The sequence below is a fragment of the Streptomyces sp. MMCC 100 genome (genome assembly GCF_041538145.2).
Taxonomy (GTDB): domain Bacteria; phylum Actinomycetota; class Actinomycetes; order Streptomycetales; family Streptomycetaceae; genus Streptomyces.
Genome location: NZ_JBGORK020000001.1, coordinates 7,723,107 through 7,742,005 on the forward strand (window position 1 = coordinate 7,723,107; position 18,899 = coordinate 7,742,005).

The 18,899-nt window shown below is 71.9% G+C and carries 22 protein-coding genes and 1 pseudogene; 10 read left to right on the top strand and 13 right to left on the bottom strand.

The features are described 5' to 3' along the window. Positions 1 to 9: 9 nt before the first annotated feature. Complete coding sequence (locus ABS735_RS35805) at positions 10 to 417, bottom strand: type II toxin-antitoxin system VapC family toxin (protein ID WP_373904229.1); 408 nt, start codon at positions 415 to 417, stop codon at positions 10 to 12. Next, positions 414 to 680 (bottom strand): hypothetical protein, encoded by a 267-nt coding sequence (locus ABS735_RS35810; RefSeq protein WP_373904230.1) that lies wholly within the window; start codon positions 678 to 680, stop codon positions 414 to 416. The genes ABS735_RS35805 and ABS735_RS35810 overlap by 4 nt, the downstream gene beginning before the upstream one ends. 113 nt (positions 681 to 793) lie before the next feature. On the opposite strand from ABS735_RS35810, the gene ABS735_RS35815 reads away from it, so the two are divergent. Both ABS735_RS35815 and ABS735_RS35820 read left to right on the top strand, forming a co-directional pair. Beyond that, complete coding sequence (locus ABS735_RS35815; RefSeq protein ID WP_373904231.1) at positions 794 to 1,285, top strand: hypothetical protein; 492 nt, start codon at positions 794 to 796, stop codon at positions 1,283 to 1,285. Beyond that, positions 1,282 to 1,602: a transcriptional regulator gene (locus ABS735_RS35820; protein WP_373904232.1), complete on the top strand. Its 321-nt coding sequence runs from the start codon at positions 1,282 to 1,284 to the stop codon at positions 1,600 to 1,602. The genes ABS735_RS35815 and ABS735_RS35820 overlap by 4 nt, the downstream gene beginning before the upstream one ends. Before the next feature lie 23 nt (positions 1,603 to 1,625). Here ABS735_RS35820 and ABS735_RS35825 read toward each other — a convergent pair whose 3' ends face one another. After that, entirely contained in the window at positions 1,626 to 2,126 is a 501-nt protein-coding gene (locus ABS735_RS35825; RefSeq protein WP_373904233.1) for a GNAT family N-acetyltransferase, read from the bottom strand. Between the two features lie 9 nt (positions 2,127 to 2,135). Beyond that, positions 2,136 to 2,903 carry a dienelactone hydrolase family protein gene (locus ABS735_RS35830; protein ID WP_373904234.1) on the bottom strand — a complete coding sequence of 256 codons (768 nt, stop codon included), beginning with the start codon at positions 2,901 to 2,903 and terminating at the stop codon, positions 2,136 to 2,138. A gap of 504 nt (positions 2,904 to 3,407) precedes the next feature. Between ABS735_RS35830 and ABS735_RS35835 the strand changes: the two genes are divergently transcribed. Further along, the gene (locus tag ABS735_RS35835) at positions 3,408 to 3,689 is read left to right on the top strand and encodes an FmdB family zinc ribbon protein (protein ID WP_373904235.1); all 282 of its coding nucleotides are present in this window, start codon (positions 3,408 to 3,410) and stop codon (positions 3,687 to 3,689) included. A gap of 21 nt (positions 3,690 to 3,710) precedes the next feature. Continuing rightward, positions 3,711 to 4,955 carry a formamidase gene (fmdA, locus tag ABS735_RS35840; protein WP_373904236.1) on the top strand — a complete coding sequence of 415 codons (1,245 nt, stop codon included), beginning with the start codon at positions 3,711 to 3,713 and terminating at the stop codon, positions 4,953 to 4,955. 123 nt (positions 4,956 to 5,078) lie between these two features. On the opposite strand, the gene ABS735_RS35845 is transcribed toward fmdA, so the two are convergent. Further along, positions 5,079 to 5,840: a phosphoglyceromutase gene (locus ABS735_RS35845; protein ID WP_373904237.1), complete on the bottom strand. Its 762-nt coding sequence runs from the start codon at positions 5,838 to 5,840 to the stop codon at positions 5,079 to 5,081. Between the two features lie 151 nt (positions 5,841 to 5,991). Between ABS735_RS35845 and ABS735_RS35850 the strand changes: the two genes are divergently transcribed. Further along, the gene (locus ABS735_RS35850; RefSeq protein ID WP_373904238.1) at positions 5,992 to 7,266 is read left to right on the top strand and encodes an MDR family MFS transporter; all 1,275 of its coding nucleotides are present in this window, start codon (positions 5,992 to 5,994) and stop codon (positions 7,264 to 7,266) included. A 13-nt stretch (positions 7,267 to 7,279) separates the two neighbouring features. Here ABS735_RS35850 and ABS735_RS35855 read toward each other — a convergent pair whose 3' ends face one another. Beyond that, positions 7,280 to 7,738, bottom strand: coding sequence for a DUF2000 family protein (locus tag ABS735_RS35855; protein WP_373904239.1), 459 nt, complete (start codon positions 7,736 to 7,738; stop codon positions 7,280 to 7,282). Between the two features lie 49 nt (positions 7,739 to 7,787). On the opposite strand from ABS735_RS35855, the gene ABS735_RS35860 reads away from it, so the two are divergent. After that, on the top strand, positions 7,788 to 8,603 hold the full coding sequence (locus ABS735_RS35860) for an AraC family transcriptional regulator (RefSeq protein WP_373904240.1): 816 nt from the start codon (positions 7,788 to 7,790) through the stop codon (positions 8,601 to 8,603). A gap of 6 nt (positions 8,604 to 8,609) precedes the next feature. Here the strand turns inward: ABS735_RS35860 and ABS735_RS35865 are convergent, their stop codons facing one another. Both ABS735_RS35865 and mshA read right to left on the bottom strand, forming a co-directional pair. Then, positions 8,610 to 9,113, bottom strand: a complete 504-nt coding sequence (locus ABS735_RS35865; protein ID WP_373904241.1) for a type III secretion system chaperone family protein — start codon at positions 9,111 to 9,113, stop codon at positions 8,610 to 8,612. Continuing rightward, the gene (gene mshA / locus ABS735_RS35870; protein ID WP_373904242.1) at positions 9,106 to 10,479 is read right to left on the bottom strand and encodes a D-inositol-3-phosphate glycosyltransferase; all 1,374 of its coding nucleotides are present in this window, start codon (positions 10,477 to 10,479) and stop codon (positions 9,106 to 9,108) included. The genes ABS735_RS35865 and mshA overlap by 8 nt, the downstream gene beginning before the upstream one ends. A gap of 254 nt (positions 10,480 to 10,733) precedes the next feature. Between mshA and ABS735_RS35875 the strand changes: the two genes are divergently transcribed. The 3 genes from ABS735_RS35875 (at position 10,734) to ABS735_RS35885 (ending at position 14,668) form a co-directional block, all read left to right on the top strand. Continuing rightward, positions 10,734 to 11,555 carry a class I SAM-dependent methyltransferase gene (locus ABS735_RS35875; protein WP_373904243.1) on the top strand — a complete coding sequence of 274 codons (822 nt, stop codon included), beginning with the start codon at positions 10,734 to 10,736 and terminating at the stop codon, positions 11,553 to 11,555. A 204-nt stretch (positions 11,556 to 11,759) separates the two neighbouring features. Continuing rightward, on the top strand, positions 11,760 to 12,935 hold the full coding sequence (locus ABS735_RS35880; protein WP_373904244.1) for a C40 family peptidase: 1,176 nt from the start codon (positions 11,760 to 11,762) through the stop codon (positions 12,933 to 12,935). 239 nt (positions 12,936 to 13,174) lie between these two features. Beyond that, entirely contained in the window at positions 13,175 to 14,668 is a 1,494-nt protein-coding gene (locus ABS735_RS35885; RefSeq protein ID WP_373904245.1) for a PP2C family protein-serine/threonine phosphatase, read from the top strand. 36 nt (positions 14,669 to 14,704) lie between these two features. Here the strand turns inward: ABS735_RS35885 and ABS735_RS35890 are convergent, their stop codons facing one another. The 3 genes from ABS735_RS35890 to ABS735_RS35900 form a co-directional block, all read right to left on the bottom strand. Further along, on the bottom strand, positions 14,705 to 15,040 hold the full coding sequence (locus tag ABS735_RS35890; protein WP_030868443.1) for a DUF2516 family protein: 336 nt from the start codon (positions 15,038 to 15,040) through the stop codon (positions 14,705 to 14,707). A 116-nt stretch (positions 15,041 to 15,156) separates the two neighbouring features. Next, positions 15,157 to 15,798 carry a hypothetical protein gene (locus tag ABS735_RS35895; protein WP_373904246.1) on the bottom strand — a complete coding sequence of 214 codons (642 nt, stop codon included), beginning with the start codon at positions 15,796 to 15,798 and terminating at the stop codon, positions 15,157 to 15,159. A gap of 22 nt (positions 15,799 to 15,820) precedes the next feature. Further along, positions 15,821 to 16,246, bottom strand: coding sequence for a helix-turn-helix domain-containing protein (locus tag ABS735_RS35900; protein WP_373904247.1), 426 nt, complete (start codon positions 16,244 to 16,246; stop codon positions 15,821 to 15,823). A gap of 134 nt (positions 16,247 to 16,380) precedes the next feature. Here ABS735_RS35900 and ABS735_RS35905 point away from each other — a divergent pair, with 134 nt between their 5' ends. After that, complete coding sequence (locus ABS735_RS35905) at positions 16,381 to 17,520, top strand: serine hydrolase domain-containing protein (protein ID WP_373904248.1); 1,140 nt, start codon at positions 16,381 to 16,383, stop codon at positions 17,518 to 17,520. Positions 17,521 to 17,544: 24 nt separating this feature from the next. Here the strand turns inward: ABS735_RS35905 and ABS735_RS35910 are convergent. Together ABS735_RS35910 and ABS735_RS35915 are read right to left on the bottom strand one after the other, a co-directional pair. Beyond that, a pseudogene (locus ABS735_RS35910) lies at positions 17,545 to 18,270 on the bottom strand (AAA family ATPase); the annotation flags it as partial. A gap of 13 nt (positions 18,271 to 18,283) precedes the next feature. Continuing rightward, a complete protein-coding gene (locus ABS735_RS35915) occupies positions 18,284 to 18,895 on the bottom strand; it encodes a TetR family transcriptional regulator (RefSeq protein ID WP_373904249.1) in 612 nt (203 codons plus the stop codon). Between the last annotated feature and the right edge of the window lie 4 nt (positions 18,896 to 18,899).

Consider the following 18,899-nt stretch of genomic DNA (forward strand, 5'->3'; position numbering starts at 1 on the left):
TTGACGCTGTCAGACGTCCCGGATGATCACGCGGTCACCGCAGAGCCTGGTCCAGTCGTCGCGGTCGGAGGTGAGGACCAGGGCGGGGGACGGTGAGCGCAGGGCCATCGCGGCAACGAGGGCGTCGATCGCGTACTTGTGCCCGTGCAGTCCCCCGGCTTCCCCCAGCAGGTTCACGGCTTCGAGCGAGTCCTCCGGCGTCACGGCCTCCAGCCCGAGCCGGGAGAGGTACCACCTCAGACGCGGCAGGTCGGTCTTGCCGTGCACTGCCTCGACGACGGTCAGCGCCGAGACGCGGACCGGGAGCCCCGCTCTGCGGGCCGCCTCGATACGGGCGGTCATGGCGCGGTCGTTGCGCAGGAGCAGCGACAGCGCCTCCGAGTCGAGGACGACCGAGCGTGCGGTGCCGTCCTTCACGCGGCGTGCTTCCCGTCGCGCCCGGCGTCGCCGAAGAGTTCCCGGGACGCGGCCTCGATCTCCGCCTCGGTCAGCGAGCCGTGCTCCGCCTCCTGAGCCGCGACGATCTCCGCCAGACCGTCCATCTCCAACTGATGCCGGACGGCCTCGGTGATGTAGGAGGACAGCCCCCGCTTCCCGGTCCGCTCCCGCAGTACCGCCAGCAGGTCGGCCGGCAGGGAGACGGAGACGTTTTCAGTGCTTCCCGCACGCTGGGTGGCCATGGCAACCAATGTAATACAGCGCCTATTACAGGATCCACCGCACAGCCACCCCCCTTTCCGTACCGGAAAGCCGAGACTTTCCATGCCGGAAACAAACTGCTACTCTTTCCGGCATGGAAACAAACGGGGTACCCCTCACGCCGGAGCAGGCCCGCGCCGCCCTGGCCGACACCGACCGCGTCCGGGCATCGGCCACGGCACTGACGGCCACACCGTGGCCGACCTGGTTCTTCATCGCGCTGACGCTCTACGTCGCCGCGCTCCCGATCACCGTCGCAGGCATCCTGGCCGACGGAAGATGGCTGTTGCCGCGCCCCGCCTGGATGGGCACCATGCTGGCGATCACCGCGCTCTACGCGGCGCTCCTCGCCGTCGCGACAAAGTCGTGGCGCGACAAGACCGGTGTGGCGCTGCGGATGGACGTACTGCCGAAGCGGGCGACCGTACCGCTCATGGTCGGCCTGCCTCTGCTGCTGGTCGGGGGGCCGCTCGCCTTCCGCGCCACAGGACAACCGGCGTGGCTGATCGCGGCCTCCCTGATCGGCGCGGCCGTGTCCGTCGGCTTCCACCTCACCTTCGCGCGCCTGCACCGGAGGAACGCGTGAGCACCGAAGACGGCGACCCGATGGCGGGTTTCGACACCACCATCCACGCCCCGCACCGCCTACGCGTCTGCGCGCTGCTGGAGGGCGCGGGGGAAGCGGAGTTCGGCCTGGTCCAAAAACAACTCGACCTCTCCGCGTCCGCATTGAGCAAGCACGTCACCGTACTCATGGACGCCGGCTACGTCGAACAACGCAAGGCCGTCCGCGACACCCGCCAACGCGTGTGGCTCCGCCTGACCAAGCAGGGCCGCGCCGCGTACCAGGGCCACCTCGCGGCGCTGCGCGCGATCGTGGAACCGCCGGAGCCGGCACCCTGAGGTGACCGAGCCGGCCGTCACGCCTACATCGGGACCACCAGGTCGCGCCGGTACCAGAACCCCGTCTTCCCGCCGAGGTCGGCGGGACCGGCCGCCCCGACCGCGACGAACCCGGCCTTGGTCAGCACCTTCTGCGACGCCGGATTGGCATCGGCGGCGGCTGCCCGCAACGTCCGCAGCCCGTGCCGCACCACCGCCAGCCGGCACACCTCCCGTACGGTCCCGGTCGCCACACCGCGCCCGGAGACGCACTGCGCGACCCGGTACCCGAGGTTGGCGGAGCCCCCGGCGAGGTCGTACAGGTTGAACCGCCCCAGCACGCGACCGCCTTCGGCGACCAGCACGTAGAACACACAGACACCCGCCTCCTGCTCGGCCAGCAGGGCGCGGTACCGCTCTCCGAACCGCTCGAAGTACTCGTCGCCACGATCGGGAACGGAGGCGGCGAAGTACGCACGGTTCACCACCTCGAAGTCCAGAACCGCCTGGACATGACCGGTATCCAACTGCTCCAACTCGGGCACGGGTCGACCCTACTCAGGCGCCTCGCAGAGGTCACCCGAGTTCTTCGACCGACTCAGGGTGCGGCGGAGAAGGGGCAGCAGGCGGTCCCAGTGAAGCTGCAGTGCGGCGGCGTCGAAGGCGTCGGTGTCGGACATGGTGAAGCCGTGCACGGTGCCGGGATAGATCTCGGAGGTGTAGCCGACACCTGCCGCGTCCAGGGCCTGGTTGATCCCGCCCAGCGCCGCGGGCGTCAAGTCGCCCGCGGCGTGACCGAAGTGCACCTCGGCGGTGACCTGGGAGAGGCTGTCGGATCCGTCGGCTCCCACGGGGGCGTGGAACGCAGCGAGGGCCGCCACCTTGCCGGGGTGCGCCACGGCGGTGCGCGTCGCCAGGAGCCCGCCGATGCAGTAGCCGGTCACCGCGACCGGCCCGGCGCTGACCTCGGGCTGAGCGGTGAGGAACGTGAGGTAGGCGTCGGCGTCGCGCAGGACGCGTTCCGTGGTGTGCGCCTCGATCAAGGGCATCAGTTCGGCGACGACCGCGCCCCGGGCTTGCTCTCCGATGTACTCGGGAAGCCGGATCACCGGTGCCGGACCGTGCCGGTAGAAGAAGTTGGGGACGAGTACGTAGTACCCGTGTCCGGCCAGCTCGCGGGCCATCTCCCGCAGCACGCGCCGGATCCCGAACCCGTCCGCGTACATCAGCACCCCGGGGTGCCGCCCTTCACCACCCGGGAAGGCGGCGAAGGCGTCGGCCGGTCCGTCCGCGGTGGGGATCCGCAGCGTCTTGGTGAGCATGGGTTCTCCTGTCGTGGTTGATGTGTCGAGCCTGTGATCAACACGACGGAGGCGGAGCGCGCGCGTCAGCGCGGGACCCTCGATGCGGCAGCGGGCCCACACCGGCCCGTACGGCGCTCAGAAGAGCACCGGGTCACCAATCCGTGTGTGGCGCGAAGCCGTCCCGGTAGTCATGGCTGCACAACGTAGTGCACGGGACGAAGCCGGGGCCAGCCCAGAATGGCTGCTTCCCCGGCCTGTCTTCCCCGGCCTGTCCAGGGACGGCCCGGAGAATCGTCCGGGACCCAAGGTCGTCGGCCCCGGTGGGGCCTGTCGAGCACAGCGCGACCCCCATCTGCGCGCGCCGCCATACCCGACAGGATTACTCCACACCGAGTCGTTCAGCCACACCACTGAACGGTCATTATTCTCAAACCGCCACAAACGGCTTCAGCGGCAGCGGGGAGGCCCGGCCAGCGCCATCACATCCCCGGTCCGCCCCCAACGTGACGCGGAGGCTCTCACATGGCGAGGTACGACTACGCGTGCGGGCAGTGCGGCGTGTTCGAGGTCGTCCGTCCGATCGACGCCCCGGTCCCTGAGCCGACGTGCGTCACCTGCGGCGGAGCGGCGACGCGTGTGTACGCCCCGCCCGCCCTCACCTCGCCCCACTCCGCCCTGCGACGGGCGCGCGACGCCGCCGAGGCCAGCGCGCACGAGCCGACGGTGCTGCGCCGCACGCCCGCACCACCCCGTCGTCCCGCTCGCCCGCCGAATCACCTGCACGCACGCCTCCCGAAACCGTGACCGACAGGCAAGGAACGACAGATGCCCGAAGTGCTCTTCAGCGTCGACCAGTCCCGGTCGTTCTACGACCAGGCAGTCCCGCCGCACAACCGCTGGCACCCCGACATCCCGCCGGTGGCGACCGTCCGGCCCGGCGCCGAGTTCCGCCTCGAATGCCGGGAGTGGTTCGACGGGGCGGTTCACAACGACGACTCCGCCAACGACATCCGCGACCTCGATCTCTCGATGGTCCACCCGCTGAGCGGACCGATCGCCGTCGAGGGTGCGCAGCCCGGTGACCTGCTGGTGGTCGACATCCTCGACATCGGTCCCGTCCCGCAGGAGACCGGGCCGGTCGCCGGCCAGGGCTGGGGCTACACGGGCATCTTCGACAAGTCCAACGGCGGCGGCTTCCTCACCGAGCACTTCCCGGAGGCGTACAAGGCGGTCTGGGACTTCCACGGGCAGATCGCGACCTCCCGCCACCTGCCCGGCGTGCGCTTCACCGGCATCACGCACCCGGGCATCATCGGCACCGCCCCGTCGCACGACCTGCTCGGTCGGTGGAACGCCCGCGAGGCCGAGCTCATCGCGACCGATCCCGACCGAGTGCCCCCGCTCGCGTTGCCGCCGGAGCCGCAGAGGGCACTTCTCGGCACCCTGGAAGGCGACGCGTTCGAACGCGCCGCACAGGAGGCGGCACGCACCGCGCCGCCGCGCGAGAACGGCGGCAACCAGGACATCAAGAACCTCACCCGGGGCGCCCGGATCTTCCTGCCGGTGTATGTCGAGGGTGGCAAACTCTCCGCCGGTGACCTGCACTTCAGCCAGGGCGACGGCGAGATCACCTTCTGCGGCGCGATCGAGATGGGCGGCTACCTCGATCTCGGCGTCGACCTCATCAAGGGCGGCATGCAGACGTACGGGGTGACGACGAACCCCGTGTTCTTCCCCGGCAACGTCGAGCCGCGCTACAGCGAGTTCCTCACCTTCGTCGGCATTTCCGTCGACGAGGACGGCCGTCAGCGCTACCTCGACTCACACGTCGCCTACCGGCGGGCCTGCCTGAACGCGATCGAGTACCTGACCAAGTTCGGCTACTCACCCGAGCAGGCCTACCTGCTGCTGGGAGCCGCCCCGATCGAAGGCCGCTTCAGCGGCGTGGTCGACATCCCCAACTCCTGCGCCACGCTCTACCTGCCCACCGCCGTCTTCGACTTCGACATCCGCCCGTCCGCCGACGGCCCCCAACACGCCGACCGGGGAAGCTGCGCCCGCACGAGCTAGCGGGCCTAACAGTCACCCTGCCTTCGACGCCCTGGTGCGGAGCGTTCGGAACGGCCCCGAAGCAGCGAGAAGCCCCCTCCCGGCGGGAGAACCGCCGGCCAGGGGGCTTGTTCGCAGGCGCGCCTACTTCTTCTTGCCCTGGGTCTTGACGGCCTCGATCGCCGCCGCGGCCGCGTCCGGGTCCAGGTAAGTCCCGCCCGGGTTCAGCGGCTTGAACTCGGCGTCCAGCTCGTACGTCAGCGGGATACCCGTCGGGATGTTCAGGCCGGCGATGTCGGCGTCGGAGATGCCGTCGAGGTGCTTGACGAGGGCGCGGAGCGAGTTGCCGTGGGCGGCGACCAGGACCGTGCGGCCGGTCAGGAGGTCGGGGACGATGCTGTCGAACCAGTACGGCAGCATGCGGGCGACGACGTCCTTCAGGCACTCCGTCTGCGGGCGCAGCTCCGGCGGGAGCATCGCGTAGCGGGCGTCGTTGAACTGGGAGTACTCGGCGTCGCGGTCCAGCGGCGGCGGCGGGGTGTCGTAGGAACGGCGCCACAGCATGAACTGCTCCTCGCCGAACTCGGCGAGGGTCTGGGCCTTGTCCTTGCCCTGGAGGGCGCCGTAGTGGCGCTCGTTGAGGCGCCAGTGGCGGTTGACCGGGATCCAGTGGCGGTCGGCGGCCTCCAGCGCGAGCTGGGCCGTGCGGATCGCGCGCTTCTGGACGGACGTGTGGACCACGTCGGGCAGCAGGCCGGCGTCCTTGAGCAGCTCGCCGCCGCGCGTCGCCTCCTTCTCGCCCTTCGGGGTGAGGTTGACATCCACCCAGCCGGTGAACAGGTTCTTCTCGTTCCACTCGCTCTCGCCGTGGCGGAGGAGGATCAGCTTGTACGGTGCGTCGGCCATGCTCCCGAGCGTAATCCAACGCCCCTATCCCTCGCGCGTGCGCCCGGTGGGCGGACGGTTGACGGGAAGTGTTAATTGAATGGCTCCCAGAGGGTCGCATTTGTAAGTTGTGCTCACCGGATCAGCCGCTTACAGCCATCTCGGGGGACCCATGTCAGTCGCCGGACTCAGGCGTGCCGCACGCGAGACCGTCTCCGGGCTCCCCCGCGAGTTCTGGTGGCTGTGGACCAGCACCCTGGTCAACCGGCTCGGTGCCTTCGTCGCCACCTTCATGGCGCTGTACCTGACCATCGACCGCGGCTACTCCGCCTCGTACGCCGGTCTGGTCGCCGCCCTGCACGGGCTCGGCGGGGTGGTGTCCTCGCTGGGCGCCGGGGTGATGACCGACCGGATCGGGCGGCGGCCGACGCTGCTCGTCGCGCAGACCTCCACCGCTCTGTCCGTCGCGCTGCTCGGCTTCATGCGGGACCCGGTGGCCATCGCCGCCGTCGCCTTCCTGGTCGGCATGGCGAGCAACGCCTCCCGGCCGGCCGTGCAGGCGATGATGGCGGACATCGTGCGGCCCGAGGACCGGGTCCGGGCGTTCTCGCTCAACTACTGGGCCATCAACCTCGGCTTCGCGATCTCCTCCATGGCGGCCGGCTTCATCGCCGAGGTCAGCTATCTCGCCGGGTTCATGATCGAGGCCGGGATGACGCTCGTCTGCGCCGTCCTCGTCTTCGTGAAGCTGCCCGAGTCCCGGCCGCAGCGGACGGGGACCACCGACGTCGACGACAAGGACGCGGCCGTCTCCCTCTTGACCGTGCTGCGCGACGGGCGCTACATGGGCGTCGTCGGGCTGTCCTTCCTTGTCGCCCTGATCTTCCAGCAGGCCTACGTCGGGTTGCCCGTCGCCATGGGCGAGGCCGGGTTCACGCCCGCGGACTTCGGAGTCGCGATCGCCGTCAACGGCGTTCTGATCGTCGTCCTGCAGATTCCCGTCACGCGGTTCATCGAGCACCGCGATCCGCGGCTGCTGCTCGTCGCCTCCTCCCTGCTGGCCGGGTACGGCTTCGGGCTCACCGCCTTCGCCGGGTCGGTCGGGGTCTTCGCGCTCACCGTGTGCGTGTGGACGCTGGCCGAGATCGTCAACGCGCCGACCCAGACCGGGCTCGTCGTCCGCCTCTCCCCCGTGCACGGGCGCGGGCGCTACCAGGGGATGTACACCATGTCCTGGGCGGTCGCCGCCCTCGTCGCCCCGCTGATGTCCGGGTTCGTCATCGACCACTGGGGCGCCGAGTGGCTGTGGGGCCTCTGCACCGTCGTCGGTACGGTGGCGGCGGCCGGGTACTGGGGGCTCATGCGGGGGCTGCCGGACGACGAGACACCGGTGACCCGGGAAACGTCCGTCGCCCCCGCACCCCGGGTCGACACCGGCGCCGTCTGATCCCGCCGCTCGCTCACGGGTGCATCCGCGCCCCCTTGAGCACCTTGTCCACCGCGTTCTTCGGGCCGTACACCGCGAGGCCCACCAGGTCCAGGTCCGCCGTCGCGACGGACCGTACCGCCGCCCGGTTGTCGCGGTCGTTGCCCGTGGTGAAGAGGTCGGACGTGAACAGGGCGCGGGGCAGGGCGCGGGACAGCACGCGCGCGTGGGCTGTCGTCAGCGTCTCCTTCGTGCCCTCGAAGACCAGGACCGGCTGGCGGAACATCGGCAGGTAGCCGACGGCGTCCGCGTCCTCGTACGGCTCCCCGATCACCTCGGGGAACTGGTTGCCCAGGCCGCTGACCAGGAAGGCCGTGACGTTGAGGCGCTGCCAGGTCTCCAGGTCCTCGCGCAGCAGTACGACGATCTTGGTGTCGAAGCGGACGGGGGTCTCGGGGCCGGGAGTCTCCGGGGCTGCGTCGTGCGTGCTCATACGGTGAGACTGCCGACCCGCACCCCGCCCGGTCTTGTACGTTTTTTGCATGGCCGGCCGACGGAAGGACCAGCGGAACGTCTCCGCGTGGCGGCCCCGTGTCCCGGGCGTCGTCGAGGTCTTCCACGCCCACTACACCGAGTACGCCTACCCGATGCACGTCCACGACGCCTGGACGCTGCTCATCGTCGACGACGGCGCCGTACGGTACGACCTGGACCGGCACGAGCACGGCACCCCGCACGACACGGTGTCGCTGCTGCCGCCGCACGTGCCGCACAACGGCTCCCCCGCCACCCCGGACGGCTTCCGCAAGCGCGTCCTGTACCTGGACGCCTCCCGGCTGGGCGACGAGCTGATCGGGCCGGCCGTGGACGCCCCCGACCTGCGGGATCCGGTGCTGCGTCAGCGGGTCGGGCAGCTGCACGCCGCGCTCGCACTGCCCGGTGACGAGCTGGAGGCGGAGAGCCGGCTGACGCTGATCGGCGAGCGGCTCCGCACCCATCTGCGCCCCAGGGGCGACACGGACCCCGCCCGCCGGGATCCCGTGCTCGCCCGGCGGCTGCGGGAGCTGCTCGACGAGCGGGTCGTCGCGGGGATCGGTCTCGAGGAGGCGGCAGCCCTCGTCCCCGCGCATCCGGCGCATCTCGTACGGGCGTTCAGCGGGGCCTACGGCATCGCGCCGCACCAGTACCTGATGTCCCGCCGCGTCGACCGGGCCCGGCGGCTGCTGCTCGCCGGACAGTCACCGGCGGACGTGGCGGGCGCCACCGGTTTCTACGACCAGGCCCATCTGACCCGGCACTTCAAGCGGTTGGTGGGGGTCACGCCGGGGCGGTACCGGGCGAGCGGCGCCAGAACCTGAGGCCGATCAGTCGCCGGAGCGCTCGATCAGGTGCCGGAACGCCTCCAGGTTTCGGGTCGACTCGCCGCGCGAGGTCCGCCACTCGTACTCCTTGCGGATGGCGGAGGCGAAGCCCAGCTCCAGCAGGGTGTTGAAGGCGCCGTCGGCTGCCTCCAGGACCTGGCCGAGGAGGCGGTCGATCTCGTCGGGGGTGACGGCGGCCAGGGGGAGTTTCGCGGTGACGTAGACGTCGCCGAGGCGGTCGACGGCGTAACCGACGCCGTAGAGCTTGAGGTTGCGTTCCAGCAGCCAGCGGTGGACGGCCGGTTCGTTCTCGTCGGGGTGGCGGATGACGAAGGCGTTGAGGGAGAGGGAGTGCCGGCCGACGAGGAGGGAGACCGTCGTGGACAGCTTGCGGGTGCCGGGGAGCTTGACGACGAAGTTGCCGGGTTCGGGGCTCTCCCACTCCAGCTCGGCGTCCTTCAGTGCCCCCTCGACGACCTGTGCTGCCTTGTCCGGTGCCTCAGCCATGGTGCGAGCGTACGCGACGGCGGTGCGACTGGATCGCGGCCGTGTAGACGTCGGCCGTCGCGGCGGCGGCGCTGTCCCAGCCGAAGGACTGGGCGTGCCGGGCGGCGGCGTCGCCCATGCGGGGCGTCAGCTCGGGGTTGTCGGCGAAGTCGCGCAGCACGCGCGCGTACGCGGCGGGATCGTGGCCGTCGACGAGGCGGCCGGTGTGGCCGTCGCGCACGGCGACGGGGAGGCCGCCGACCGCGGCGGCGAGGACCGGGGTGCCGGCCGCCTGGGCCTCTATCGCGACCAGGCCGAAGGACTCGCTGTAGGACGGCATGACCAGGACGGACGCGGCCCGGAACCAGTCGGCGAGCTGTTCCTGTCCGACGGGCGGGCGGAAGCGTACGACGTCGGCGATGCCGAGCCGCGCGGCGAGTTTCTGCAGGCCCTCCGGCTTGGCGAGGCCGCTGCCGCTGGGGCCGCCGACGACGGGGACGACGATGCGGGAGCGCAGCTCGGGGCGTTCGTCGAGGAGTACGGCGACGGCGCGCAGCAGGATGTCCGGCGCCTTGAGGGGCTGTATGCGGCCGGCGAAGAGCGGGATCAGCGCGTCCTGGGGCAGGCCGAGGCGGGCGCGGGCGGCGGCGCGGGCGTTCCCGTGCTGTCCCGGGCCGGGTACGGAGCCCTTGGGGAAGGGGCGGAAGCGTTCGAGGTTCACGCCGGGGTGGACGACGGCCACCTTGCCGGGGTCGGCGCTGTAGTGGCGGACGAGTTCGTCGGCCTCCTCCGCCGTGTTGGCGATCAGGCGGTCGGAGGCGGCGACGATCTGGGTCTCGCCGATGACGCGGGCGGCGGGTTCGGGGGTGTCGCCGTCGGCCAGGTTGGCGTTCTTGACCTTGGCCATGGTGTGCATGGCGTGCACGAGGGGGGCGCCCCAGCGCTGTGCGGCGAGCCAGCCGACGTGGCCGGAGAGCCAGTAGTGGGAGTGCACGAGGTCGTAGTGGCCGGGTCGGTGGCCGGCCCAGGCCTGCATCACGCCGTGGGTGAAGGCGCAGAGCTGGGCGGGCAGCTCCTCCTTGGCCAGCCCCTCGTACGGGCCCGCGTCGACGTGCCGGACGAGGACGCCCGGGGCCAGCTCGACGGCGGGCGGGAGGGCGGCGGTGGTCGCCCGCGTGAAGATCTCGACCTCGATGTTGATCGCGGCGAGGCGCTGCGCGAGCTCCACGATGTAGACGTTCATGCCGCCGGCGTCGCCGGTGCCGGGCTGGTGGAGCGGTGAGGTGTGCACGGAGAGCATGGCGACGCGGCGGGGCCTGCGCAGCAGCCGGAGCCGCGGGGAGGCCGCCGGTGAGCGACGCCCGAGCCTGCTGACGTACTGGCTCACGAGCCGTTCCTCCTCGCTGCGGGCATGCCGGTCGGAGGACCTGCGGTGTCCTCCAAGGGGTGGGAACACCGGACGGGCGGTGCTCCATTCCGGTTTTCCGACCTTTGCCGAATCATTACCGCCTATCGCTCAACCGTTCGAGGGTCGGCGGGGTCACCCCCCGAGCCGGTGGCGGCGGGGTCCCTGCCCTGGAGTCCCGGGTACCACCAACCCGCGCGCGGATGCCTGACGACCGGCCGCCTACCCTCGTAGGCATGCCACCCCGCGCCACCGCCACCCGCCCCGTGGGCACGGTCACGCGCGGGACGACGAACCCCAACCGGCTGCGCCGCATGGACCGCTGGATCGCGGCCGTGCACGGCGCCGAACTGCGCCGCGCCGCCGATCCCGTCGCCGTCGACCTCGGCTACGGCGCGGCCCCCTGGACGGCCGTCGAACTGCTGCTCCGCCTGCGCACGGTCGCGCCGCACGCGCGCGTGGTGGGCGTCGAGATCGACCCGGCCCGGGTGGCGGCGGCCCAGCCGTACGCGCGCGCGGGGCTCGCTTTCCGGCACGGCGGCTTCGAGGTCCCCGTCCCCGAGCCGCCGCTGCTGATCCGCGCGGCGAACGTGCTGCGCCAGTACGACGAGGGAGAGGTCGCCGCCGTCTGGCAGCGGCTGTGCGCGCGGCTCGCGCCGGCGTCGGCGTCGGGGCGCTCGGGCGGCGGGCTTCTGGTCGAGGGCACCTGTGACGAGATCGGGCGCCGGCACGTGTGGGTGGCACTGGGACCCGAGGGGCCGCGCACGGTCACCTTCGCCACCCGGCTCGGCTCCCTGGACCAGCCCTCCGACCTGGCCGAACGGCTACCGAAGGCGCTCATCCACCGCAACGTCCCCGGCGAGCCCGTGCACGCCTTCCTGCGTGACTTCGACCGGGCCTGGGCCGCCGCCGCGCCCTACGCCTCCTACGGTGCCCGGCAGCGCTGGATGCGGGCCGTGCGGGACCTGACGGCCGACTGGCCGGTGACGGACGCACCGGTGCGGTGGCGGCAGGGCGAAGTGACGGTGCGGTGGGAGGCGTTGGCGCCCCGCGCGTGACCGGCCGTGCGGCACGGACGGGGGCGGCCGTGGGCCGGGAACGATCTCCGTGCGGCGTTCGTCACACACCGAGGGAAGCAACCGCAGGGAAGCAACCGAGGGGAAGCGGGAGGAAAGCACGGCCTCTGTCGCTTTTCACGCCGGCATGGCACGATCCCCCGAGCGGGCTATGTTACTGACGGTTAATCAGGTTGGGGGCGAGGTATGCGTACGGGGAAGCGTGGCTTGACGACCGCTGCCGTGGCCGTGGTCTGCGCGGTCACCGTGCTGGCGGCACCGGGCACGGCGTTCGCGGACCCGGGCCCTTCGTCGTCTCCGTCGCCGTCACCGTCATCGAGCGCCCCCAGCGCCTCTGCCGCCCCGGCCGCCACGCCCGGCAAGGGCAAGGACCTGGAAGCCGTACGCAAGAAGCTCGACAAGCTCTACCGCGCGGCGGCCTCGGCCACGGAGGAGTACAACGCCGCCGAGGAGAAGGCCGAGAAGCAGAACGCCGAGATCGTCGAGCTGGCCAAGAAGATCGTCAAGGGCCAGGAGAAGCTGGACGGGCTGAAGGACCGCGCGGGAGCCGCGGCCCGCGCCCAGTACCGCACCGGCGGCCTGCCCGACGGGGCCAAGCTGGTCCTGAGCGACGACCCCGAGGACTTCCTCGACGGCACCGGCCGGGTGCTCCAGGGCCAGCGCGCCACCAAGGGCCTGCTCGGCGAGCTGACCCGCGCCCAGGAGGACCTGAAGACCTACGCGGCGGACGCCTCCGCCCGCTTCAAGGAGCTGGAGGCGAACCGCAGGACCAAGGCCAAGGCCCAGAAGAAGATCGAGAAGCAGATCGCGGCGGCCGAGAAGCTGGAGTCCGAGCTGGAGAAGGAGGAGAAGGAGCGCCTCGCCCGGCTGGAGCGGGAGGCGCAGGCCAAGGCCCAGACCGCCTGGCTCGGCTCCGGCATCCTCAAGGACCTCGACACCGAGGCGACCGAGCGGGGCCGCAAGGCGGTCGAATACGCCACCGCCCAGATCGGGAAGCCGTACCAGTGGGGCGCCGAGGGCCCGAAGACCTACGACTGCTCCGGTCTGACCTCACAGGCCTGGGTGTCGGCCGGGCAGGCGATACCGCGCACCTCGCAGCAGCAGTGGAAGCAGCTGAAGCACGTCGCCGTCGAGGACATGCGCCCCGGTGACCTGATCATCTACTTCGACGACGCCAGCCACGTCGGCATGTACGTCGGCGACGGCTCCGTCGTGCACGCCCCGCGCCCGGGGCGCTCGATCACCGTCGCCGGCGCGGGCTCGATGCCGATCCTCGGCGTGGTCCGGCCGGACACGGCCCCGGAACAGGGCGTCCGCGCCCAAGGGGTGACGCGGGCCACGCGCCCCGCGCCGGGCGCGTGAGGCGGGCCACGTGACCCAGTCCACGCCCGGCGCCCCGCCCCGCGTGACGTTCGTCATCCCAGGCCACCGGCCGACGTGTCCAACTGCGGGGGGTAACGCGGCATATGACAGTGGCCGATGGCCGCCCGACGTGTTCTGGACCATTCCGCAGCGGCGCCGTCACCCGCTATGGTCCCCGTCGGTGGGTCGAGGTCCCTCGCCCCGCCATGCCCTCGGGGGGAGGGAAGGAAACCAAGACAATGCCCGTACCCGTACCGCGGCAGAGGGCGATCCCGGCCGTGGAGTGTGGTCAGGCGCCCGCCGCGTCCCCGGACAGCGGCCCTTCCACGGAACAGGCCCCGCCCGGGACGCACCCGGCCGAGAACCCCACCGCCCAGCGAGAGAACCCCACGGAGAAGCGCGAGAAGCCCACGGACACCAGCCCCGGAACCAGCACCGGCACCAGCACCAGCACCAGCACCACCGGCACGGCCCCCGGCACCGACCGGACGCAGAGCCGCCGGACCGAGAGCGCGGCCCCCACGAACCTGACGGTGCTGCTGATCGAGGACGACCCGGCCGGTTCGCCGATCGTGCCCGACCTGCTCGACCAGGCCGGCAAGCCGATCCGCGTCCGCACCGCACGCAACCTCACCGAGGCCGGGCGGCTGCTGACCGACGACGTCCACTGCATCCTGCTGGACCTCGCCCTGTCGGCCCCCGCCCCGGCCCGTACGAGCACCGACGGCGGTGGCAACGGCAAAGGTGACGCGGAGGGCGACGACGAGCTGGCCGTGCTCCGGCACGTCCTGGAGCTCGCGCCCCGGCACGCCGTGCTCGCGCTGACCTCCTCCAGCGACGCCGAGCGCGGCGCGGAGGCCGTGGCGGTCGGCGCGCAGGACTACCTGTTCCGCGACGAGCTGGACGGGCGCCTGCTGAGCCGGGCGATCCGCTACGCCGTCGAGCGCAAGCGGTCCGACTCGGCGGAACGGCGCCTGGCCGAGGGCCGGCTGCGGGCGCAGGAGAACCGCCGTCTGGAGCGCGGCCTGCTGCCGACCCCGCTGCTCGCCGGCTCCCCGCTGCGCTTCGCCGCCCGGTACCGTCCGGGCCGCTCGCGCGCGCTGCTCGGCGGCGACTTCTACGACGTCGTCCGCACCCCGGACGGCACCGTGCACGCCATGATCGGCGACGTCTGCGGGCACGGTCCGGACGAGGCGGCGCTCGGCGTGGAGCTGCGGATCGCCTGGCGGGCGCTGACCCTGGCCGGGCTCTGCGGCGACGAGCTGCTCGGCACGCTCCAGCAGGTGCTGGAGCACGAGCGCTCGGACGACGAGATCTTCGCGACCCTGTGCGCCGTGGACATATCCCCGGACGGCCGCCGCGCGGGCCTGTGCCTGGCCGGGCACCCGTCCCCGCTGATCGCCGCACCGGGCGTGCCCGCACGCCTGCTGCCGTACGACAACAACGGCCCGGCGCTGGGACTGCTGCCGGGCGCCCGCTGGCCGCGGACGCAGGTGGAGCTGGGCGCCGAGTGGAGCCTGATGCTCTACACCGACGGCCTGATCGAGGGCCACGTCGGCCAGGGCCGGGAGCGGCTCGGCCAGGACGGCATGGTGGAGATGGTCCGCCGCCAGCGCGCCGGGGGCCTGCGGGGCGAGGAGCTGCTGCGGGCGGCCGTCAACGAGGTGCGCGAACTCAACGGCGGCGAGCTGGCCGACGACGTGGCGGTGGTCCTGCTGGACCGGACGGCCTGAGCCGCCCGGTCACGAGTGCCCCCGCGCGGGGGTCCGTCAGCGTCCGCCGTTGTACGGGCCGTACGGGCCGTCGCTGCTGGAGCCGCGGCGGCTGCTGCGGCCGCCGCCGGACAGGCCGCGCAGGGCGGGCCGTACGTCGACCATGTACACGATCGTCGCGATGAGACCGATGATCGGCAGGAACGACAGGATATTGAAGATCAGGTTCACCACGAAGGCGAGCCCGAGGATGATCAGCCAGAAGGGCTTGGTCTTCTTGTCGGCCGCGCGGTAGGCGTCCTCACGGCGCGTGGCGGCGTCGATCAAAGCGAAGCCGCTGAAAAGGATCAGGGCGATGCTCAGCAGCCACATGAAGCCTGCGAACCCCTGCATCAGCACAACGTCCACCACCAGAATCGGATCGTCATTACGCGGTCACCGTACCCGCACAACGGGCCGGACACCCCAAGGGTGCCCGGCCCGCTCCCCACTCGTAGCGCCCCTCGCCCCTACTTGGCGGGCGGCGTCGTCTTCTTGGCGGTGGTGCTCTTCTTGGCCGGTGCCTTGCGCGGGGCGGGCGTCTTCTTCGCCGCGGCGGGCTTGTCGTCGCCGACCCGGACCGGCTCGGAGTCGGCCGTCGCGGGCTTGGCCGTAGCGGGCTTGGCCGTCGCGGGCTTGGCCGGCTCGACGGCCACCGCGAGGTCCTCCACGTCCTCGGCGAGGTCCTCGATGCCGTCGGCGGCCTGGCCGCGCCAGGTGCGCACCGCGTGCTCGCCGCGCTCGGCGACCTTCTCGTAGGTCTCCCGGGCCTTGATGGCGTACTCGGCGGCGACGCCGACGGAGCGCAGGGCGAGGTCCTGGGCGGTCTCGCCGAGCTTCTTGAAGTCGGCGTCGAGGGAGCCGAAGAGCTCGTTGGCCTTGGCCTGGAGGCTGCCCTGGGTCTCCTTGACGCGGGCCGTCGCCTTCTCCTGGACGGCCTTCGGGTCGGTGTTGCGTACGGCGTCGATCCGCGCCGGGGCCTCCGCGCGCAGCTGCTCCACCAGCACCGGCACCTTCTTGGCCTGCTGGAAGGCCAGGTCGGCGGTGCCCGCGGCGAAGTAGAGCGGGGTGGGGTCGCTGAAGGTCTTGCGCAGGTCGTCGGTGATGGCCATGGTGATGGTCCTCCGGAATTGCTTACGGATGAGGGTTTTGTACTGGTTCAGCCCCGTCGACAGCGGCATCTGCGTCGGTGCCGGCGTCCGCATCGGTCCCGAACCCGTTCTCCTTGCGGAAGGACTCGTAGACCTGGAGCAGTACCTGCTTCTGCCGCTCGTTCAGCGAGGGGTCGGCGAGGATGACCGCACGCGTCTCCACGTCGTCCCGGTCCCGCTCGGCGTCGAGGATCCCCGCACGGACGTACAGCGTCTCGGCGGAGATCCGCAGCGCCTTGGCGACCTGCTGGAGCACCTCCGCACTCGGCTTGCGCAGTCCGCGCTCGATCTGGCTCAGGTACGGGTTGGAAACGCCCGCGGCATCGGCGAGCTGCCGCAGGGACAGCTGCGCGTTGCGCCGCTGCTCGCGCAGGTACTCACCGAGGTTGCCGACGTTGAGCGATGCCATGCCTCCACCATGCAGCAGTCTGCTAACTATTGCAAGCAGCTTGCTTGCAACAGTGTGCCGCCGGGGCGGCCGATGAGTTTCCACCGCCCCGGGAGTCGTACCCGGGACGATGAGCCCGGTCGAAAGGTCTCCCGATGAACGCGCTGCGCGACACCCTGCACCGGTACGTCGACGACGGGAGCGTGCCGGGGGCCGTCGGACTCGTCGCCCGCGGAGACGACGTGGAGGTGGTGACCGTCGGCTCGGTGGACACCGAGGACACCGCGCCGATGGCGAGGGACACGATCTTCCGTATCGCGTCCATCACCAAACCCGTCGCGGCGGCCGCGGTCCTGATGCTGGTGGAGGAGGGACGGCTCGCCCTGGACGCTCCCGTCGAGGAGTGGCTGCCCGAGCTGGCGAAGCCGAACGTGGTGCGTACCCCCGGCGCCCCCGTCGACGACGTGGTCCCGGCGGCCCGCCCCATCACGGTCGAGGACCTGCTCAGTTCCCGCACCGGCTGGGGCTTCCCCGCCGACTTCTCCCTCCCGGCGGTGCAGTCCCTGTTCGCCGTGCAGCGGGACGGCCGCGCCCTGCAGGACTGGCCGGACCCGGACACGTGGCTGAGCCTGCTCGCCCGGGTGCCGATGCTGCACCAGCCCGGAGACGCCTGGCTGTACGGCACCTCCTCCGACCTCCAGGGCATCCTGGTCGCCCGGGCGTCGGGCCGCACGTTCCCCGACTTCCTCGCGGAGCGGATCTTCGAACCGCTGGGCATGAGGGACACGGCCTTCGAGGTCCCCGAGGCCAAGCGGCCCCGCTTCACGTCCTTCTACACCCCGGCCCCGGACGGCGCCCTCGAACCGGCCGACACCCCGCAGGGGGAATGGAGCCGGCTCCCGCGCTTCCACTCGGGCGGCGGGGGCCTCGTCTCCACGGCCGACGACTGGCTGGCCTTCGCCCGCATGCTGCTGAACGGCGGCGGGAGCGACGGCCACCGCCTCATCACCCGCGCCTCGGTCGACCGCATGACCACCAACCACCTCACGGCCGAGCAGCGCGCAGCCGTCCCCCTCTTCCTGGAGGGCCAGGGCTGGGGCTACGGCGGCCAGGTCGACGTCGCCCCGACCGACCCCTGGACCGTGCCCGGCCGCTACGGCTGGGTCGGCGGCACGGGTACGACGGCGCACATCGTCCCCGCCACGGGAACGGTCGCGATCCTGCTGACGCAGGTGGGGATGACGAGTCCCGCACCCACGCCGCTGATGCGGGACTTCTGGAGGAGCGTCGCCTAGGGAGTGCCGCCGAGCGGTGTCGCCTCAGAACGGCAGGGGCCGCGCGTGGACCACGTCCAGCCGGGACACCGCGCGGGTGAGTACCACGTACAGGCGGTGCAGGCCCCGTCCTCCCCGCCCCTCCGCCGCCGCGATCGCCGCCGGTTCGACGGCGACGACGTGGTCGTACTCCAGTCCCTTGACCACGCTCGCCGGTACGACGGCCACCCGGGCGCCCAGCGCCTCGGGTCCCGCCGCCGCGATGCCGGCCGCGTCGAGGGCCGCCCGCAGCCGGGGCACGTCCGGGTCGGCGGCGACGACGCCCACCGAGCCCTGCCGGGCGAGCGCGTGCCGTACGGCGTCCACGACCGTCTCCGGCACGGCGCCGGGCTCGGTCTCGCGCAGCGTCAGCTCACCGCCGCCGCGCAGCGAACGGGGCGGCGGCACGTCCACGCCGAGCCGTGCCAGGAGCCGGTTGGTGAGGCCCACGACCTCCTCCGGCACCCGGAATCCCGTGGTCAGCGGCACCACGTCCGCGTCCGGGCGGCCCAGGTGGGCGAGGAGGGTACGCCAGGACCGCGCGGCCCACGGCGTGGTCCCCTGGGCGAGGTCGCCGAGGACGGTGAGCGAACCGAAGGCGGACCGGCGGGCGATGGCCCGGCACTCCATCGGGGACAGGTCCTGGGCCTCGTCGACGACGATGTGGCCGTAGCCCTCGGGGTGTTCGAGGAGTCCGGCGACCTCGTCGAGCAGGACCAGGTCGGCGGCAGTCTGGTTACTTTTTTTACTCCGTCATGCGTCTTGGCAGTCCGGCCGCCAGCCCCGCGAATGCCCGCTCCGCCGCCGCCACCGCGTCCCCCCGCACGTCCTCCACCCGTTCCCCGCCGGCGATCCGCCGCCAGTTGTCCAGCGCGAGGACGCGCTGCACGGCGATGATCTGACCGGCGGCCAGCCTGGCCTCCAGGTCGCCGCCGAGCACCTCGGCGAGCGCGGCCTCGGACCGCTCCAGCTGGATGTGCATCCGCGCGACCAGGGCGGGGGTGCCGTAGAGCAGCCGGTGGAAGGCGAGTACGGCGGGGTGGTCGTTGAGCCCGGTCACCGGATCGCACCGCTCAAGACCTGCCAGGAAGTGCCGGCGCAGCGCGTCGAGCGGCGCCGGGCCCCGGGCCGCCACCCGGGCCGCCTCGTCCTCGTGGTCGGCGATGCGGTGCAGGACGAGGTCCTCCTTCGCCGGGAAGTACCGGAAGAGCGTCGGCTTGGAGACCTCGGCCGCGGCGGCCACCTCCGCGACGGACACCGCGTCGAAGCCCTTCTCCAGGAAGAGTTCGACGGCGGTGTCCGACAGCGTTTGGAACATCCGCTGCTTCTTGCGCTCGCGCAGACCGGGGGCGTTCATGGGC

What these genes read in the sequence shown, in the direction of transcription:
- ABS735_RS35810 (WP_373904230.1), bottom strand. Translation starts at nt 680, where the DNA reads ATGGCCACCCAGCGTGCGGGAAGCACTGAAAACGTCTCCGTCTCCCTG.
- ABS735_RS35815 (WP_373904231.1), top strand. Translation starts at nt 794, where the DNA reads ATGGAAACAAACGGGGTACCCCTCACGCCGGAGCAGGCCCGCGCCGCC.
- ABS735_RS35830 (WP_373904234.1), bottom strand. Translation starts at nt 2,903, where the DNA reads ATGCTCACCAAGACGCTGCGGATCCCCACCGCGGACGGACCGGCCGAC.
- ABS735_RS35835 (WP_373904235.1), top strand. Translation starts at nt 3,408, where the DNA reads ATGGCGAGGTACGACTACGCGTGCGGGCAGTGCGGCGTGTTCGAGGTC.
- fmdA (WP_373904236.1), top strand. Translation starts at nt 3,711, where the DNA reads ATGCCCGAAGTGCTCTTCAGCGTCGACCAGTCCCGGTCGTTCTACGAC.
- ABS735_RS35845 (WP_373904237.1), bottom strand. Translation starts at nt 5,840, where the DNA reads ATGGCCGACGCACCGTACAAGCTGATCCTCCTCCGCCACGGCGAGAGC.
- ABS735_RS35850 (WP_373904238.1), top strand. Translation starts at nt 5,992, where the DNA reads ATGTCAGTCGCCGGACTCAGGCGTGCCGCACGCGAGACCGTCTCCGGG.
- ABS735_RS35855 (WP_373904239.1), bottom strand. Translation starts at nt 7,738, where the DNA reads ATGAGCACGCACGACGCAGCCCCGGAGACTCCCGGCCCCGAGACCCCC.
- ABS735_RS35860 (WP_373904240.1), top strand. Translation starts at nt 7,788, where the DNA reads ATGGCCGGCCGACGGAAGGACCAGCGGAACGTCTCCGCGTGGCGGCCC.
- ABS735_RS35865 (WP_373904241.1), bottom strand. Translation starts at nt 9,113, where the DNA reads ATGGCTGAGGCACCGGACAAGGCAGCACAGGTCGTCGAGGGGGCACTG.
- ABS735_RS35875 (WP_373904243.1), top strand. Translation starts at nt 10,734, where the DNA reads ATGCCACCCCGCGCCACCGCCACCCGCCCCGTGGGCACGGTCACGCGC.
- ABS735_RS35880 (WP_373904244.1), top strand. Translation starts at nt 11,760, where the DNA reads ATGCGTACGGGGAAGCGTGGCTTGACGACCGCTGCCGTGGCCGTGGTC.
- ABS735_RS35885 (WP_373904245.1), top strand. Translation starts at nt 13,175, where the DNA reads ATGCCCGTACCCGTACCGCGGCAGAGGGCGATCCCGGCCGTGGAGTGT.
- ABS735_RS35890 (WP_030868443.1), bottom strand. Translation starts at nt 15,040, where the DNA reads ATGCAGGGGTTCGCAGGCTTCATGTGGCTGCTGAGCATCGCCCTGATC.
- ABS735_RS35895 (WP_373904246.1), bottom strand. Translation starts at nt 15,798, where the DNA reads ATGGCCATCACCGACGACCTGCGCAAGACCTTCAGCGACCCCACCCCG.
- ABS735_RS35900 (WP_373904247.1), bottom strand. Translation starts at nt 16,246, where the DNA reads ATGGCATCGCTCAACGTCGGCAACCTCGGTGAGTACCTGCGCGAGCAG.
- ABS735_RS35905 (WP_373904248.1), top strand. Translation starts at nt 16,381, where the DNA reads ATGAACGCGCTGCGCGACACCCTGCACCGGTACGTCGACGACGGGAGC.
- ABS735_RS35915 (WP_373904249.1), bottom strand. Translation starts at nt 18,895, where the DNA reads ATGAACGCCCCCGGTCTGCGCGAGCGCAAGAAGCAGCGGATGTTCCAA.